We start from the raw sequence: 16,880 nt of genomic DNA on the forward strand, positions 1-16,880 counted from the left end.
GCAGCAGGCCGGGGCGGGCCCGGCGGGCGGGTCAGGCGGGGTCGGCGTCTTCGGCGTGCATCTCGCGCATCGCGTCCTCGATCTTGCGCATCACCGTCTCCATGGTGCGCAGGGTCTCGGTGTCGAGGCGCCGCAGGAGGCGGATGTAGCCGCCGGTGCCGGCTTCGATGATCTCACTGGTGAGCCGCCGTCCGGCCTCGGTGAGCTGGACGCGGCGTATGCGGCGGTCGTGGGGGTCCTCGTGGCGGCTGGCCAGGCCCTGGGCGACCACGCGGTCGACGATGCCGGTGACGGTGCCCAGGCCGACGCCGAGGTGGCGGGCGAGTTCCTGCCCGGAGGCGGACCCGGCGAACGACAGGAACATGACGACCTTGAGCTGCTGCATCGTGAGGGTGGAGGCCAGCAGCGGCATGGAGCGGTCGCGGGCGAAGAACCGGCCCATGTTGCGCTGCAGCTCCGCGAGGCGGGCGATGAGGCACCCGCGCTCGGGGTCCTCCCCGATCTCCCCGCGGGTGGCCGGGTCGTCCTGTGGGCGGGGGGCGGCCGCCGCGCCGGTTCCGGTGCGTCGCTCGGCTGGGCTGTCGTTCACTGTCACCTCTCCGGTCAAGAGGTTACCAGCCGTTAATGCGGCAGCTGAATGTTCGGACAAGGCGAAGTGTTAGGCTTGGGCGAACGCTTCCCCCGATGTCAGGAGCTCGGATGACCTCCTTGGCCAGGCTGAGCCTTGCCAACCGCACTCTCGTGATCATGATCACGCTGGTGCTCGCGGGTTTCGGCTTGTTCGCGATTCCCTCGCTGAAGCAACAGCTTTTCCCGTCGCTGGAGTTCCCGGCGGCGTTCACGGTGGCTAGTTATCCGGGTGCCGCTCCCGAGATCGTGGAGGAGCAGGTCACCAAGCCGATCGAGAGCGCGTTCCAGGGTATCGCCGGCGTCACCGACATCACCTCCACTTCACGGGAGGGGATGTCCCAGGTGCAGGTGGCCTATGAGTACGGCACCGACATCGACCAGATGATCGGGAAGATGCAGCAGGCCGTGAGCCGCATCAAGGCGCAGCTTCCGGCCGACGTCGATCCGCAGGTGGTCGCGGGTGGCACCGACGACATCCCGGTGATGGCGATCGCGGTGGGCGACGGCGGCGACCAGCACGCCATGCTCGACAAGATCGAGAAGATCATGGTGCCGGAGCTGCAGTCGATCGAGGGCGTGCGGGACGTCACCGTCAGCGGCGCCAGTGAGGAACAGGTCGTCATCACCCCCGATCAGGGCAGGCTCGCCCTGCTGGGATTGTCGGCCGCGGCCATTCCTGATCTCCTGCGGGCCAACGGGGTGTCCATCCCGGCCGGCACGCTGACCGAGGACGGCAAGTCGCTGACCGTGCAGATCGGCGACCCGGTGCGTACGGTGAAGGACCTGGAGAACCTCTACCTGACCCCCGCCGCGCCCGCGGCGGGCCAGGGCGCCGCGGCCGGGCAGCGCGGCGACGCGGGCGCGGGGCAGGCCCCAGGCCAGGGTGCTGGACAGGGTGCGGGCCAGGCTGCGGCCGCCGGGCAGGGCGCCTCGCAGAGCGCGGCGCTCGCGGCGGCGCAGGCACGGGCCGCCGCGGCCCGGCCGAAGCCGGTCAAGCTCGGCGACGTGGCCGACATCAAGGTCGAGGACGCTTCCGCGACCACGCTCACCCGCACCAACGGCACTCCGAGCCTCGGCGTGTCGATCACGATGGTGCCCGACGGCAACGCCGTGCAGATCTCCCACGATGTGAACGACGCCCTGCCGGACCTGACGCGCGCCCTCGGCGACAGCGCCGAGTTGACCGTGGTGTTCGATCAGGCGCCGTACGTCGAGCGGTCCATCGAGGACCTCACCACCGAGGGCCTGCTGGGCCTGGCGTTCGCCGTGCTCGTGATCCTGGTGTTCCTGCTGTCGGTCCGCTCGACCCTGGTCACGGCCGTGTCGATCCCGCTGTCGGTGGTGATCGCGCTGATCGCGCTGTGGATCGGCGACTACTCGCTGAACCTGCTGACGCTGGGAGCGCTGACGATCGCCGTGGGCCGGGTGGTCGACGACTCGATCGTGGTGCTGGAGAACATCAAGCGCCATCTCGCCTACGGCGAGGAGAAGCGGCGGGCGATCCTCGGCGCGGTACGCGAGGTGTCCGGCGCGGTGACCGCCTCGACGCTCACGACGGTCGCGGTGTTCCTGCCGATCGCCTTCGTCGGCGGGATGGTGGGGCAGCTGTTCAGCCCGTTCGCGATCACGGTGACCGTGGCGCTGCTGGCCTCGCTGCTGGTGGCGCTGACCGTCATCCCGGTGCTGGCCTACTGGTTCCTCAAGGCGCCGTCGCTCACGCCGCAGGAGGCGCAGGCCGTACGCGAGGACGCCGAGCGCAGGGAGCTGCGCAGCCCGCTGCAGCGGATCTATCTGCCGGTGCTGCGGTTCGCGACGCGGCGGCGCCTGGTCACGGTGCTGATCGGGGTGGTGGTGTTCGTCGCCACGATGGCGCTGGCGCCCAATCTGAAGACGAACTTCCTCGACAACTCGGGCAACGACACCACGCAGATCAGCCAGCGGATGCCGGCCGGGACCGACCTGGCGACCACCGACGCGGCGGCCAAGAAGGTCGAGGCGGTGCTCGCGGCCGACGGGGGCGTGAAGTCCTACCAGGTGACGGTCGGCGGCGGGAACCGCTTCCTCGGCGGGGTGGGCGGCGGCGCCGACCGCGCGTCGTTCTCCGTCACGCTGAAGGAGGGCGTGGAGACCTCCGCTCTGGAGGACCGGCTGCGGGAGAGGCTGAAGGGCCTGACGGGGATCGGCGACGTCACGGTCGGCGGCAGCGGCGGCGGGTTCAACTCCGACCAGGTCCAGGTCATCGTGCAGGGCTCGGACCAGGCCGCGCTGAAGACGGCGGCCACCACGGTGCGCGACGCCATGGCCGGGATCGACGGGCTGCGCGACGTCGCCTCCAACCTCGAAGACAGCGTCCCGCGGGTCGAGGTGCACGTGGACCGGGAGAAGGCCGCCGCCAGGGGCCTGACCGAGGCCGGGATCGGGCAGCTGGTCGCGCAGGCGTTCCGCGGCGCGCCGGTCGGCTCGATCGACGTCGACGGCCGCTCCAGCGACGTGATCCTGCGCGCCGGCGGTGACGCGCCCGACGACATCGCGGCGATCAGGAAGCTCGCGATCCCCACGGCGACGGGCATGGTGAAGCTCGGCGACGTCGCCGACGTGGTGAAGGCCGGCGGCCCGACCCAGATCACCCGGCAGGACGGCGACCGCACCGCCACGGTGTCGGGCACCGCCGACGCGTCCAACCTGGGTGCGATCACCACGAAGGTCACCGACCAGTTGAAGACGCTGCGGCTGCCGGCCGGGGTGACGTACAAGATCGGCGGTGCGAGCTCCGACCAGCAGGACGCGTTCGCCGACCTGGGGGTGGCCATGCTGCTCGCGGTGGCGATCGTCTTCATGATCATGGTGGCGACGTTCCGCAGTCTGGTGCAGCCGCTGATCCTGCTGGTGTCGATTCCGTTCGCGGCGACCGGCGCGATCGGGCTGCTGCTGGCCACCGACACCGCGCTCGGTGTGCCCGCGCTGATCGGCATGCTGATGCTGATCGGCATCGTCGTCACCAACGCGATCGTGCTGATCGACCTGATCAACCAGTACCGCGAGCAGGGCCTGGGCGTGGTGGAGGCGGTCATGGAGGGCGGCCGGCGGAGGCTTCGCCCGATCCTGATGACCGCGATCGCGACGATCTGCGCGCTCACCCCGATGGCGCTGGGGGTGACCGGTTCTGGCGGGTTCATCTCCCAGCCGCTGGCCATCGTCGTGATCGGCGGCCTGATCTCCTCGACGCTGCTGACGCTGGTGCTGGTGCCGACGCTCTACACGATGGTGGAGCGCCTGAAGGAGCGCATGCGCCGTACGCCCAAGCAGCCCGCCTCGGGCGACGGCGACGGTGACCTGACCGTGTACGGCGAGGAGGCCCTCGAACCGGCCAAGTGAGCCCGGGCAGTCACAAACCATAACCGCAAACAGTTCTTCGCAAACGACTCTTCGCGAAGAACTGTTTGCGGTCTATGGTGGGGCCATGACCGATCACGGAGACACGCCCCTCAGCCCGCCCGCCGAGGACGCGGTCGTCCTCGACGCCAAGGGGCTGCGCGCCCTCGCGCATCCGGTGCGCGTGCAGGTGGTGGGCCTGCTGCGCAAGCACGGCCCGTCGACGGCCACCCGGCTCGCCGAGCTGCTGAACATCAACTCCGGTGCGGCCAGCTACCACCTGCGCCGGCTCGCCGCCGCGGGATTCGTCCAGGACGACACCGCGCGCGGGAACGCGCGGGAGCGCTGGTGGCGCGCGGTTCACCGGTCCACCTTCCTGGACGACCTGGACCTCGCCGAGCGGGAGCCCGAGGCCACGGTGGCCTACCTGCAGTCGGTCGCCGCCACCTACACCATGCGCACCCAGCGGGCGATCAACGAGCTCCAGACGATGCCGCGCGCGTGGCGCGCCGCGTGCGACATGAGCGACTGGGCGCTGCGGCTGACCCCGCAGGAGGCCACCGCCCTGCGGGAGGAGCTGTGGGCGGTCATCACCCGCCACCGTCGCGACACGCCGGAGGCGGCCGGCGCCCCCGAGGACGCGGAACGGGTGTCGGTGATCGTGCAGATCCTGCCCGAACTGGACGCGCCCGCCGCCGAGGAAGACGAGGCCCGATGACGGACGCGGACACGATCGTCGGCGGTTCCTCCCGCGCCCGGAGGCTGCGGCCGCTGGGCGGGCTGCTCGCGGCCATGGCGGTCGCGTTGACCGGCACCCGGGTGTCGGCCATCGCGCTGCCGTGGTTCGTGCTGGTCACGACCGGCAGCGCCACCCAGACCGGGCTGGTGGCCTTCTGCGAGATGACTCCGTACGTGGTGGTCAAGGCGCTGACCGGGCCGCTGGTGGACCGGGCGGGCCCACGGGTCGTCTCCTGGAGCACCGATGCGGTCAGCGCGGCCGCGGCCGGGGCGATCCCCCTGCTGCACGCGGTGGACCTGCTGTCCTTCCCCGTGCTGCTGGCCCTGGTCGCGGTGATCGGCGCCGTACGCGGCCCCGGCGACCTGGCCAAGCATGTGATGGTGCCGGACGCGGCCGACCGCGCCGGCGTGCCGCTGGAGCGCGCCACCGGCCTGTCCGGCGTGACCGAACGGCTGGCCTCCACCGTCGGACCGGCGGTCGGCGGCCTTCTCGTGGCGTTGCTGGGCCCGCTGACCGGTCTCGTGCTCAACGCCGCGTGCTTCGCGCTCGGGTCGCTGATCATCTCACTGGCCCTGCCGCGCGGCATGGGCCGCCCGGCGGACGAAGCCCCGGACGGTTCCGGCTACTGGCGGCGATTCGGCGAGGGCTTCGTCTTCCTGCGCGGCGAGCCGCTGCTGCTCACCATCATCGTCATGGTCGGGATCACCAACCTGCTGGACGCGGCGTTCAACACCGTCCTGCTGCCTGTGTGGGCCGAGCGATCCGGGAACGGCCCGACCGCGATCGGGCTGAGCAACGGCGTGTGGAGCGCCACGGCGGTCGCGGGGAGCCTGGTCGCCGCGGCCGTCGCGCATCGGATGCCGCGCCGGGTGGTGTTCTTCGCGGGGTTCCTGCTGGCCGGGGCGCCGCGGTTCCTGGTGCTGGCCGCCGACGCGCCCATGTGGGCGGTGCTGGCGGTGTTCGCGGCCAGCGGCGCCGGTGGGGGCTTCCTCAACCCGATCCTCGGGGCGATCACCTTCGAGCGGGTGCCGCCCGGCCTGCGCGGCCGGGTCAACGCGCTGGGCGACTCGATGGCGTGGGCGGGCATCCCTCTGGGCGGGCTGATCGCCGGGGCGGCGGTGGCGTGGTCCGGGCTCGCACCGGTGCTGCTCGCAGCCGGCGCGATGTACTTCCTGACCACCAACCTGGCCGCGCTGCTGCCCCAATGGCGTGAGATGGACCGCCTGCGCGGCCGGGGATCGCGGGGTGCAGCGCTGGATGCCGGTCACCGCGAACCGCAAGACCGAGGAGCCGCGCAGACCGGAACAGCGCTGACCGAGTCGGGTGAGTCCATCGCAGCGGCGAATCGCCGGTCATGACGGGACGGGGTGACGGCATGCCGGCCATACCTCGACGAAGAGCGCCGCTGGTTTGACGTTGACGCTGCGTCAACTTCTAGCATCGGGGCCATGTCGATCACTGTTCTCGACACCTACTCCGCCATGAGGCGGATCCTGCTGGCCCCGGTCGCGGACCGCGCCGACCTGCTGCGTTCGATGCTGGAGCCCATCAGAGGCATGTACCGCCACCACCCCGGCGAGGTCGACCTCGTCGCCGTGCACCTCCAGACGTCCGGGTTCCCCATCGACCGCGACGAGGAGCGTTGCCTCGACGCGCTCGAAACCCTGGCGGCGGCCGGGGCCTGGCAGCGGATGCGGCGCGCGCTCGACGACGCCCTCGCCGTCCTGCTGGAGGCGACGCCGGGGCTGGAGGCTCCCGACATCACCGTGCTGCTCGTCCTCGGCGACCCGGGTGACGAGCACTTCATGGGGCCGTGCAAGGGATTGACCGGGTTCGGCGGCATCTCGGGCCAGATCGCCATCACGTTCTGGCCCTTTCCCGAGAACGTGGAGCGGCTGGAGGCCACCGCCGTGCACGAACTGCACCACAACCTGCGGTTCAGTCCCGGCGGGGTCGTGTGGGACCCGATGACCGTCACCGTCGGCGAGCACATCGTCTCCGAGGGCCTGGCCGACGCCTTCGCCCGCCAGCTGTACGGCGACGAGCTCGGTCATGCCCGCATCGGCGTGCCGCACCTTGGCGACGACGAGGTCTTCGCCAAGGTGCTCACCGGGCTCGACGTCACAGGCATGCAGAACCTCACCGCCTGGGTGCACGGCGACCCCAGCGCCGAGCGCTTCGGCCTCACCCCGGTGGGGCTGCCGATGGGCGCCGGGTACGCCGCGGGCAACCGGCTCGTCGACGCCTACCTGGCGGCGACCGGCCGGACGGCGGCCCAGGCCCTGCACGCCGACAGCTCGCAGGTCGTCGCGGTCGCGCTCGGCCGGGGGTGACACTGGGGCGATGGAGTGGACGATCCAGGAACTCGCGGCGAGGGCCGGCATCACCAGCCGCACTCTGCGCCACTACGACCGTGTCGGGCTCCTGGCCCCGTCCCGCGTCGGCGCCAACGGGTACCGCTACTACGACCCGGCCGCGGTCGTCCGGCTCCAGCGGATCCTGCTGATGCGCCGGCTCGGCATGGGCCTGCCGGCCATCGCCGAGGTCCTGGCCGACGAGGTGGACACGTGCGACGGGCTCCGCGCCCACATCGCCGCGCTGGAGGAGGAACGGGACCGCATCGAACGGCGGATCCGGTCCGTACGCCACACGCTCGACGCCCTGGTGGCGGGGGCGGAACCGCAGATGGACGTGATGCTGGCGGGGTTCAACGACGCCTACAGGGACGAGGTGGTCGCCCGCTGGGGCGAGCGCGCCTTCCAGGAGAGCAACGACTGGTGGCACGGCAAGACCCTCGACCAGCAGCGGGCCTGGAAGCGGGATGCCGAGGACCTCGTCGCCGCTTGGGTCGCCGCGGCGAAGGCCGGCGTGCCCCCGACAGGGGAACACGCGCAGTCACTGGCTGCCCGGCACGTCCAGTGGCTGAGTCGGATCCCGGGCACTCCCACGGCCGAGGGCGACCGGGAGCGTTCGATCGAGATGGTGGAATGCCTGGGGGACATGTACGTCGACGACCCCCGATTCGCCGGCATGTACGACGACGACGCGGGGGCGACGTTCGTCCGCGACGCACTGCATGCGTACGCGCGGACCCGGATGTGATCTCCGAGAAGACCCGGGTGACTCCGACGGCCTTGAGGAAGCCGAGCTGGGTCTGCATCGACCGTCGGGTCGGGAACGCCCTGGACGGCCGGCGGCTGTCTCATAGGTGAGGGCCGATAAAACAGCGACGATGTCGGCGTGCGGTGAGCGGCTCGGGGCGCTCGCGCCGGGGCTCGCTCGCCTGCGGAGCGGCTGACCGTCAGGACGTGGGGCCGGCCTGCGCGGCAGGACCATGGATGATCTGTTCCAGGCAGTCGCGGAACAGATCGTCGACGGTGCGGCCGGCCTGGAAGTACTCTGTCACGCCGGCCATCACGGTGGGGTACGCCGCGGCGTACGCGGCCATGTCGAAGCCGTCCAGGGCGTCCGCGCCAGGGCGGCCGGCCTGTTCCTCCAGGACGTAGCCGACGGTGAAGCGCAGCACCGTCAGCACGATCAGGCGAGCCTGCCGCAGGGGAATGCCCCGCCCGACCAGTGTGCTCATCGCCAGTTCGGAGATGGCGGCCATCTTGAGGGACAGCTGGGAGGCCGCGATGATCCGGGCTCCGTCCGGGTGGGCCAGCAACGCGCGGCGCAGCCGCCCGGCCAGGCCGATCAGCCAGTCCTGCCAGCGCTCCTCCGGCGCGGGCGACGCCGGCTCCTCGGGAAACTGCTGCTCGAGAATCGCCTCGGCGATCGCGGTGACCAGCGCCGCCTTGTTCGGGATGTGCCAGTAGAGGGTCGGCGACTGTACGCCGAGCCGGGCCGCCAGTTTGCGCGTGGTCACGCCGTCGAGACCTTCGGCGTCCAGCAGCGCGACGGCCTCGGTGACGATCCGCTGCTTGTCCAAAGCCAATTCCGGCACCTCCCCGCCGGAGTCTATCAGTGATAGAGTCCTCTATCACCGATAGAGAGTCACGCGCCAGAGGAGGCAACGATGAGGCGCCAGCCCTCACTTCGCGACCTGCTGCACTGGGCGACCCATCGCATTCCGGGGGTTCCCGCGCACACCGAGCGGCCGGCCGGGCACCAGGGCCAGACCCGCCACGGCCACGGGCGGCGGCACTCGCTCACGCACCACCGTTCCCACCACCGTTCGCACCAGCACGGGTTCAACCACGCTCCGGCCCGTCCGCCTCGCGCCCTGGCGGCGTGGCAGACGCGGATCGCCCGCTTATTCGGACAGGAACTCGGATGAAGGCAGCGGTGCTCCACGAGGTCGGCGGCATCCCGCGCTATGAGGACTTCCCCGATCCGGTGGCCCGCGACGGGACGAGGTGTACCAGCAGATCGTGACGTGGACGCGGTCCGGCGAGCTCACCTTCGAGGTGGAGAAGGTCCCGCTGAGCGACATCGAGACCGCCTGGCAGCGAACCGGCCTCAAAGGCAGGCGACTCGTCGTGATGCCGTGACCGGTCGGCGTTCCGTCGCCGTCCTCACTCACGGCGTCGACGGCACCGTCTGGAGCGGCGGCGCCTGGCCCCAGCGCCCAGCGCCCAACATTCAGGGGCCGCGGGCCCCGCTCCGGGGCCTCATCGGGGTCCGGCCGGAACACGGCTGGAAGGACCGCGACGACGAGAGCCCGCAGAGCGTTGACTTTGTCGCAAGCTTTGACGCACGATGTTGATACAAAGTTTGCGACAAAGGAGGCGCCATGACCGATGAACCGTCAGCGGACGCCGGTCCGCCGGCGCGTGCGGCTGATCTGCGACTGGCGGACGCGTGGCTGGCCCGGCACGGCCTGTCCGGTGCCCGCCCGACCCCGCTGCTGGCCGACCGGCTGGCGGTCCGGGGACGTGCCCGCCTCGTCGCTGCGTTCATCCCGGCCGTACTGATCGTCGCGAGCGCGCTCGCCGCCGTTCCCGCCTTCGACGGCTCCCAGTCGCATCGCCCGCTGCCACTGCTGGCCCTGACCGCGCTGGTGGCCGGGCTGCTGCTGGCACAGTCGCTGCTCGACTGGTGGGTGCGACGCGTCGATCAGCGGGCGGGCGCGTCGCTGTCCCGCAGGGCCGCCCATCTGATCCAGCCCGGCTGGCGGGCCGTGCTCGGCCGGCCGTACGCCGTCTTCGTGGTCGCCACGTTCGCCGGTGCGATGATGCTGGCCGGGAGCGCCCTGGCCGTTCCCGACCCCACCGTGCGGCAGCTGGCCGTCGTCCTGCTGATCGGCCTGCTCGGCGTGACCGCCATCACCGCCATGCAACTGCGTCACCTACTGCGGCGCCCGGTGGTGGCGGAGGACGAGGAGTCGCTGACCGCCGACGTCATCATGCGCGTCGAGGACGCCCGCGACCTCACCACGCCGAGCGTGCAGTGGTCGCTGCCCATGGTGCTGCTGTTCGGCACCGCGCCCGGCTGGTTGAGCGCCGCTGCGGTCGCCAACGTTGTCTTGGGCATGGTCGCGTGCGTCGCGCTCCGCGTCAGGACGCCGTCGAGCGCGACGGTGGCCCGGCGGGTGATGAGCGTCCGGTGATCGTCATCGACGCGGCCTCGCCGGTGCCGCCGTTCGAGCAGCTGCGGGCCCAGCTCGCCCGGCAGATCCAGGACCGCACGCTGGCCGTGGGCGCCCGGCTGCCGACCATCCGCCAGCTCGCGGCCGACCTCGGTCTGGCCGTGAACACGGTCGGCCGGGCCTACCGGGAGCTGGAGGAGGCGGGGCTGATCGAAACGCGCGGGCGGGCGGGCTCGTTCGTGTCGGCCGCCGGCGAGGAGGGCCTGGAGCGGGCCCGGCGGGCCGCCGCCGACTACGCGGCCGTGATCGCCAGCGTCGGCATCGACGCGGGCGAGGCGATCCGCATCGTCCAGGCGGCTCTGACGTCCGGCGCGGCAGCACCGGCCTCGTCGTGACCGTGACCCGGCGCAGGGTCAGGCCGCCGGGCACGCGACGTCGGCATAGGCGAGTCGTGCTCCATCGCCCGGTCCGGCAGGGCTGCCAGGACCCGGGGACCGATGATGTTTCCCCCGCCCGGCCGTCATACCGTACGACGGCCGGGCCGGCCGTGTCCGCGCTGCGGAGAAGAAGCCTGGGGAGGGGACGTTCGTGGAGGAGAAGCCGCAGGAGGTGGCCGCCGCGGCGGCCGGCGACGCGGCGGCGTTCAGCGCGCTGTGCGAGCGCTACCGGGGAGAGCTGCGGGTGCACTGCTACCGCATGCTCGGCTCGCTGGAGGACGCCGAGGACCAGGTCCAGGAGACGTTCCTGCGGGCCTGGCGCGGGCGCGCCGGCTTCGCGGGGCGGGCGACGTTCCGCGCCTGGCTGTACCGCATCGCCACCAACGCCTGCCTGGACGCCCTCGAACGGCTGCCGCGCCGGGTGCTGCCACATCACCTGGAGCCCGCCTGCGAGCCCGCCCAGGCGGTGGCCGGACCCAGGACCGACATTCCCTGGTTGCAGCCGTTCCCCGACCGTCTGCTGGAGGAGGACGGGCCCGGCGCCGAGGTGGTCGACCGGGAGACGATCGAGCTGGCGTTCCTGGCCGCGCTGCAGCACCTGCCGCCGCGCCAGCGGGCCGCGCTGATCCTGCGCGACGTGCTCGGCCGGCCCGGCGGGGAGATCGCCGCCCTGCTCGGCACGAGCCTGCCGTCGGTCAACAGCGCGCTGCAGCGGGCCCGCACGACGATGCGCCGCCATCTGCCCGCGCGCAGGGCCGACTGGCCGCGCGCACCCGCGGCGGCCGCGGAACGCGAGGTGCTCAGACGCCTCATGGCGGCCTACGAGGCGGCCGACGCCGCCGCCGTCGCCGTGCTGCTGGCCGGCGACGCCCGCGCGTCGATGCCGCCGTACCCGTTCTGGTTCCAGGGGCGCGAGGCGATCCGGGCGTCGCTCGCCGACAGCTTCGATTCCGCCTCGCCCGGCTTCCAGGGGCGGTTCCGGATGCTGCCGCTCGGCGCCAACCGGCAGCCGGCCGTCGCCTCGTACGTACGCCGGCCCGGCGACGCCGCGCATCGCGCGTTCGCCGTCACGGTGCTGCGGGTGGAGGACGGCTTGGTCGCGGAGATCACCTCGTTCGGGCCGGAGCTGTTCGCGGCGTTCGGGCTCGCGCCCAGGCTGTGAGATCCCGCCGTGAGAGTCTGTGCGAAGCGTGCCCGGCACCTGCGGACAGCCGGAAGGAGCGGGCTCAATAGACTGGGCCAACGTGAATGCCAAGCCGCGTATCCCGAATGTCCTGGCCGCCCGTTACGCTTCGCCGGAGCTGGCCCGCCTGTGGTCTCCCGAGCACAAGGTGGTGCTGGAGCGCAGGCTCTGGCTCGCCGTGCTGAGGGCCCAGGCCGACCTCGGGATCGAGGTGCCCGAGCAGGCGGTCGCCGACTACGAGAAGGTGGCCGAGCAGGTCGACCTGGCCTCCATCGCCGAGCGGGAGAAGGTCACGCGGCACGACGTGAAGGCTCGCATCGAGGAGTTCAACGCCCTGGCCGGGCACGAGCACGTCCACAAGGGCATGACCTCCCGCGACCTGACCGAGAACGTCGAGCAGTTGCAGATCCGCGACAGCCTGCTGCTGGTGCGCGGGCGGGTCGTGGCGCTGCTGGCGCGCCTGGGCCGCCTGGCCGCCGAGCACTCCTCGACCGTCATGGCGGGCCGCTCGCACAACGTCGCCGCGCAGGCGACCACGCTCGGCAAGCGCTTCGCGACCGCCGCCGACGAGCTGCTGGTGGCCTACGCGCGGCTGGAGGACCTGCTGGAGCGCTACCCGCTGCGCGGGATCAAGGGCCCGGTCGGCACCGCGCAGGACATGCTCGACCTGCTCGGCGGCGAGGACCGGCTGGCGGCGCTGGAGGACCGCGTCGCCGCTCACCTTGGGTTCCCCCGCCGCTTCACCAGCGTCGGCCAGGTCTACCCCCGCTCGCTCGACTACGACGTGCTGACCGCGCTGGTGCAGCTGGCCGCCGCCCCGTCCTCCCTGGCCAAGACCATCCGGTTGATGGCCGGGCACGAGCTGGTCACCGAGGGCTTCAAGGAAGGCCAGGTCGGCTCGTCGGCGATGCCGCACAAGATGAACACCCGCTCCTGCGAGCGCGTCAACGGCCTCACCGTCATCCTGCGCGGGTACGCCTCGATGGCCGGGGAGCTCGCCGGCGACCAGTGGAACGAGGGCGACGTGTCGTGCTCGGTCGTCCGCAGAGTCGCCCTGCCCGACGCGTTCTTCGCCTTCGACGGCCTGGTGGAGACCATGCTGACCGTGCTGGACGAGTTCGGCGCGTTCCCGGCGGTCATCGAGGCGGAGCTGGGCCGCTACCTGCCGTTCCTCGCCACGACCAAGATGCTCATGGCGGCCGTGCGGGCCGGGGTCGGCCGTGAGACCGCCCACGAGATCATCAAGGAGCACGCGGTCGCCTCCGCGCTGGCCATGCGGTCGCGCGGCGCGGGCAACGAGCTGCTCGACCGCCTGGCCGCCGACGATCGTTTCCCGCTCGGCCGGGCCGAGCTCGACGCGCTGCTGGCCGACCGGGCCTCCTTCGCCGGCGCGGCCGCCGGTCAGGTGGCGGCCGTGACCGCGCGGGTCGGCGAGATCACCGCGCGCCATCCCGATGACGCCGCCTACGTCCCGGGCGCGATCCTGTAGGGACACGCGTGCGTGAGCTGGTGAGCGAGGCCGAGGTGGCCGCCGCCTCGGGCGACGACGACCTCGTGGTGTGGGCGGCGCAGGGCATGCGGCCCGGCGTGCGCGCCTGGGCGTACGGGGACGCGGTGGCGGTGGCCAGCCCCGAGGCGTCCCGGCGCGACCGCCTCGTGGTGCGCGGCACGGCCGCCCGGGTCGTCCCGCTCGTGCGGCACGCCCTGGCCGAGGCCGGGCCGTCCTACCGGCCCCTCGGTGACGCCGCGCTGATCGAACAGGTCGTCGAGGCCGCGCCGGAGCTGGAGCCGGCGGCCTGCTTCTCCTGGATGGGCACCGAGAAGCTCGCCCCGCCGCGTGAGGACGCGACAGGCGGGGAGGTGACGGGCCGGCAGGGGTCGGTCTCCTGGCTGGCGGACTCCGCCGCCCCGGAGGTGGCAGCGCTGCTCGCCGCCGCCAACCCCGACTCCTACGCCGTGCCGGGCCTGCCGCGCGTACGCCGCTGGGCCGGTGTCCGGGACGGCTCCGGCGCCCTGCTGGCGGTCGCGGCCGACGCGTGGTCCGCGCCGACGGTGGGCCTGCTCGCCGGTGTCGCGACCGCCGCACCGGCGCGGGGACGCGGGCTGGGGGAGCGGGTGTGCCGGTTCGTGGCGTCCGCGCTGCTCGCGGAGCACGGCCGCGTGGCGCTGATGGTGGACGACTGGAACCGGGCGGCCGTCGTCGTCTACGAACGGCTCGGCTTCGCCCGCCGCCGCGTCGCGGCCACCGGCCTGCGCGCCTGAACCTTTCGTGGTTCAGGCGGCGCGTGACTGGCCGAGCAGGCGCGCGTCCAGTGCGTCCAGCAGGCCGGGCAGATCGCGCAGCGTGGTGATCCTCGTCACGGCGGGGGAGGAGGCGCCGGGCTCGGCGCGGTAGCGGTCGAGCCACACCCCGTGCATCCCCGCGCGGGTGGGGGCGACCGCGTCGAGCAGGAGGTTGTCGCCGACCATGAGCACCTCGTGCGGGCGCAGGCCGAGCTTCGCCGCCGCCTCGTGGTAACACTGCGGGGCGGGCTTGAACACGCCGAGCGTGTCGGGCGACAGGACCACTTCCATGCGGTCCATCAGCCCGATGCGGCGCAGCTTGGCCTCCTGCTGCACGGCCACGCCGTTGGTGAGCACGCCCAGCACGGGGGCGTCGTCGAGGGCCGCCAGCGCGTCCAGCGTCCCGGGCACGTCGGCGAAGGCGGCCCAGGCCGACTCGTAGTGGGTCAGGAAGCCGGCGAAGGCCGCGTCGGGGTCGGACGGCTCGGGCAGCCCGAGCCGCCGGCAGAACTCGCGCAGCCGCCTGCGCCGCTGCTCGGCGAACGAGCACTCCCCGGCCTGCCAGGCGGGCACGTGCTTGTCCTCCAGGTCGAGCCACAGCGCCGGCGTCTCCGGCAGCAGCTCGTGACCGGGGCAGACCGACTCGGTCCAGCGGGTCGCGGCGTGCGCGACCGCCCGGCGATGATCGAAAAGGGTCTCGTCGAGGTCGAACAGAATGGCCCTGATCACGAGTCCTCATCTTGACCGGGCCGTGTTTCCGTCGCGTTTCCTGACTGTGAAGCTGCCGGAGATGACAGGTAGGAAATTTCCTACCTATTATGGTGCCGTGGACGTCACCCCCACCGCCGTACGGCAGTCGCCGCCGGCGGAAGACGAGATCTTCGCCGCGCTCGCCAGCCCGGTGCGGCGCGAGGTGCTGCGCCTGCTCCGCGAGCACGGCCCCCAGTCCGTGCAGGAGCTGGCCTCCTGCTTCTCCATGGCCCGGCCCAGCTTCTCCGAGCACCTGCGGGTGCTGCGGGAGGCGGGGCTGGTCAGCGAACGCAGGGACGGCAGACGCCGGCTCTACCGCCTGGAGCCCGTCCCGCTCGTCCGCGTCCGCGACTGGCTGGACCCCTACGAGCGGTTCTGGCGCGACAGGCTGACCGCCCTGCGCCACCTGCTCGACGACACCGAGACCACACACGACACCGGCGCCGGCGGCCATCCGCACGACAGCGGCAGCGGCCCCCGGACCGGCCAGGACGAGGAGAGGCCATGAACGAGGTCATGAACGACGCCGACGACCCGACCGTGCTGCACCTGGACGAATACCTGGCGCACCCGCCCGCCCGCGTGTGGCAGGCCCTGACCGACCCGGACCTGCTCGCGCGGTGGTTCATGCCGGGCGACTTCCGCCTCAGTGTGGGGCACCGCTACACGATGCGGGGGACGGCCATGCCCGGCGCCGGGTTCTCCGGCGACGTCCAGGCCGAGGTGCTGGCCTTCGAGCCCGAGCGCATGCTCCGCCTGGGCTGGCGCGACGCCGACCCCGCCAGCCCCAGCGGCGCCGACTGGACGATCACCTGGACGCTCGAACCCGAAGGCCGGGGCACCCGGCTGTTCCTCACCCACGAGGGCTTCGACCCCGGCAACGAGATGCAGCGGCGGGCCCGCTCCATCATGGACGGCGGATGGCGCCGCCTCATGACCGGCTCGCTCGCCGCCGTACTGTGATCACCGCGAGCGGACCAGCCGGGGCGGGCCTCCCGGGGGTCAGGCGTGCCGCGCCGCGTTGGCGTGGACCGCGTCGCGCACGTAGCGGCTCAGCCCCTCGGCGACCCGCTCGTAGTTGGCCGCGAAGCGCGGGTCGGTGACGTACGTCTCCCCGAGACCCTTGTGGATCTCGTAGGTGCAGTCGTAGAACCAGCGGGTGATGTGCGCGCGGTGCCGTTCGGCCACGTCCATCGCCCGCTGCCCGTCCGCGGGCGCCCCCTCGGCGAAGGCCGCCGCGAACGCCTGCAGCACCTCGCCGGCCTCCGCCGTGATGGCCCGCCAGTCGTCCTTGGTGTAGCGGGCCGTCCGGCGGCGGCTCTGCTCGAAGGCGTCGGTGCCGCCCCAGCGCTCCTCCGCCTCCTCGGCGTACTGCTCGGGATCGAAGTCGCCGAACACCTCGAACCGCTCCTGCGGTGTGAGGGAAAACCCCAACTTCCTCGCCTCCATCGCACGTTCGACCGCCGACGCCATCGCCTCCAGCCGCCCGATCCTGCGCCGCAGCAACTCGTGCTGGCGGCGCAGGTGGGTCACCGGGTCGGCGCCCGGATCGTCGAGGACGACGGCGATCTCCTCCAGGGAGAACCCGAGCTCCCGGTAGAACAGCACCTGCTGCAGCCGGTCGAGGTCCGGCTCGCTGTAGCGCCGGTATCCGGCGGCCGACCGCTCGCTGGGCCGCAGCAGCCCGATCTCGTCGTAGTGGTGCAGCGTACGCACCGTGATCCCCGCGAAGCGGGCGACCTGGCCGACCGAGTAGCCCATGGGCTCTCCTCCCTTCCGGGGCCAAGCCTGCGGCCTTCCGCTACGTGAGGGTCAACCGATCGCGCCGCGATGAAAGTTCCAGCCGGCTCACGCCATCGACCAGCAGCGTCGAAGGAAAAGATAGTTTGGACGATTGACATATTCCGGAATGTGATTCTACGGTGCGGGGGCTCTCGCGCCGACGCAGGCAGCCGC

The 16,880-nt window shown here is 72.3% G+C and carries 16 protein-coding genes; 12 read left to right on the forward strand and 4 right to left on the reverse strand.

Going from position 1 to position 16,880, the window contains the following annotated elements; genetic code table 11:
* Positions 1-31: 31 nt before the first annotated feature.
* A complete protein-coding gene (locus ABZ860_RS38515; protein ID WP_357230256.1) occupies positions 32-589 on the reverse strand; it encodes a MarR family transcriptional regulator in 558 nt (185 codons plus the stop codon).
* A 110-nt stretch (positions 590-699) separates the two neighbouring features.
* Between ABZ860_RS38515 and ABZ860_RS38520 the strand changes: the two genes are divergently transcribed.
* The 5 genes from ABZ860_RS38520 (at position 700) to ABZ860_RS38540 (ending at position 7,843) form a co-directional block, all read left to right on the forward strand.
* A complete protein-coding gene (locus ABZ860_RS38520) occupies positions 700-4,005 on the forward strand; it encodes an efflux RND transporter permease subunit (RefSeq protein WP_357230258.1) in 3,306 nt (1,101 codons plus the stop codon).
* An 85-nt stretch (positions 4,006-4,090) separates the two neighbouring features.
* Complete coding sequence (locus ABZ860_RS38525; RefSeq protein WP_357230260.1) at positions 4,091-4,720, forward strand: winged helix-turn-helix domain-containing protein; 630 nt, start codon at positions 4,091-4,093, stop codon at positions 4,718-4,720.
* Entirely contained in the window at positions 4,717-6,099 is a 1,383-nt protein-coding gene (locus ABZ860_RS38530) for an MFS transporter (protein ID WP_357230262.1), read from the forward strand. The genes ABZ860_RS38525 and ABZ860_RS38530 overlap by 4 nt, the downstream gene beginning before the upstream one ends.
* A 90-nt stretch (positions 6,100-6,189) precedes the next feature.
* Positions 6,190-7,074 (forward strand): DUF2268 domain-containing putative Zn-dependent protease, encoded by an 885-nt coding sequence (locus ABZ860_RS38535; RefSeq protein WP_357230264.1) that lies wholly within the window; start codon positions 6,190-6,192, stop codon positions 7,072-7,074.
* Positions 7,075-7,084: 10 nt separating this feature from the next.
* On the forward strand, positions 7,085-7,843 hold the full coding sequence (locus tag ABZ860_RS38540; RefSeq protein WP_357230266.1) for a MerR family transcriptional regulator: 759 nt from the start codon (positions 7,085-7,087) through the stop codon (positions 7,841-7,843).
* Positions 7,844-8,042: 199 nt separating this feature from the next.
* On the opposite strand, the gene ABZ860_RS38545 is transcribed toward ABZ860_RS38540, so the two are convergent.
* On the reverse strand, positions 8,043-8,678 hold the full coding sequence (locus ABZ860_RS38545) for a TetR/AcrR family transcriptional regulator C-terminal domain-containing protein (protein WP_357230268.1): 636 nt from the start codon (positions 8,676-8,678) through the stop codon (positions 8,043-8,045).
* 798 nt (positions 8,679-9,476) lie between these two features.
* Here ABZ860_RS38545 and ABZ860_RS38550 point away from each other — a divergent pair.
* The 5 genes from ABZ860_RS38550 to ABZ860_RS38570 all read left to right on the forward strand — a co-directional run bounded on the left by ABZ860_RS38550 (position 9,477) and on the right by ABZ860_RS38570 (position 14,153).
* The gene (locus tag ABZ860_RS38550) at positions 9,477-10,292 is read left to right on the forward strand and encodes a hypothetical protein (RefSeq protein WP_357230270.1); all 816 of its coding nucleotides are present in this window, start codon (positions 9,477-9,479) and stop codon (positions 10,290-10,292) included.
* Positions 10,289-10,666 carry a GntR family transcriptional regulator gene (locus ABZ860_RS38555; RefSeq protein ID WP_357230272.1) on the forward strand — a complete coding sequence of 126 codons (378 nt, stop codon included), beginning with the start codon at positions 10,289-10,291 and terminating at the stop codon, positions 10,664-10,666. Before ABZ860_RS38550 ends, ABZ860_RS38555 begins: the two co-directional genes overlap by 4 nt.
* Before the next feature lie 193 nt (positions 10,667-10,859).
* Positions 10,860-11,870 carry an RNA polymerase subunit sigma-70 gene (locus ABZ860_RS38560; protein ID WP_357230274.1) on the forward strand — a complete coding sequence of 337 codons (1,011 nt, stop codon included), beginning with the start codon at positions 10,860-10,862 and terminating at the stop codon, positions 11,868-11,870.
* An 82-nt stretch (positions 11,871-11,952) separates the two neighbouring features.
* Positions 11,953-13,380 (forward strand): adenylosuccinate lyase, encoded by a 1,428-nt coding sequence (gene purB / locus ABZ860_RS38565; RefSeq protein ID WP_357230276.1) that lies wholly within the window; start codon positions 11,953-11,955, stop codon positions 13,378-13,380.
* Positions 13,381-13,388: 8 nt separating this feature from the next.
* Entirely contained in the window at positions 13,389-14,153 is a 765-nt protein-coding gene (locus ABZ860_RS38570; protein ID WP_357230278.1) for a GNAT family N-acetyltransferase, read from the forward strand.
* 12 nt (positions 14,154-14,165) lie between these two features.
* Here the strand turns inward: ABZ860_RS38570 and ABZ860_RS38575 are convergent, their stop codons facing one another.
* Positions 14,166-14,903 carry an HAD family hydrolase gene (locus ABZ860_RS38575; RefSeq protein ID WP_357230280.1) on the reverse strand — a complete coding sequence of 246 codons (738 nt, stop codon included), beginning with the start codon at positions 14,901-14,903 and terminating at the stop codon, positions 14,166-14,168.
* Between the two features lie 97 nt (positions 14,904-15,000).
* Here ABZ860_RS38575 and ABZ860_RS38580 point away from each other — a divergent pair, with 97 nt between their 5' ends.
* Entirely contained in the window at positions 15,001-15,432 is a 432-nt protein-coding gene (locus ABZ860_RS38580) for a metalloregulator ArsR/SmtB family transcription factor (protein ID WP_357230282.1), read from the forward strand.
* The gene (locus tag ABZ860_RS38585; RefSeq protein ID WP_357230284.1) at positions 15,429-15,887 is read left to right on the forward strand and encodes an SRPBCC domain-containing protein; all 459 of its coding nucleotides are present in this window, start codon (positions 15,429-15,431) and stop codon (positions 15,885-15,887) included. Before ABZ860_RS38580 ends, ABZ860_RS38585 begins: the two co-directional genes overlap by 4 nt.
* A gap of 39 nt (positions 15,888-15,926) precedes the next feature.
* Here the strand turns inward: ABZ860_RS38585 and ABZ860_RS38590 are convergent, their stop codons facing one another.
* On the reverse strand, positions 15,927-16,685 hold the full coding sequence (locus ABZ860_RS38590) for a MerR family transcriptional regulator (protein WP_357230285.1): 759 nt from the start codon (positions 16,683-16,685) through the stop codon (positions 15,927-15,929).
* Between the last annotated feature and the right edge of the window lie 195 nt (positions 16,686-16,880).

This window comes from Microbispora sp. NPDC046973 (assembly GCF_040644495.1).
Taxonomy (GTDB): Bacteria; Actinomycetota; Actinomycetes; order Streptosporangiales; family Streptosporangiaceae; genus Microbispora.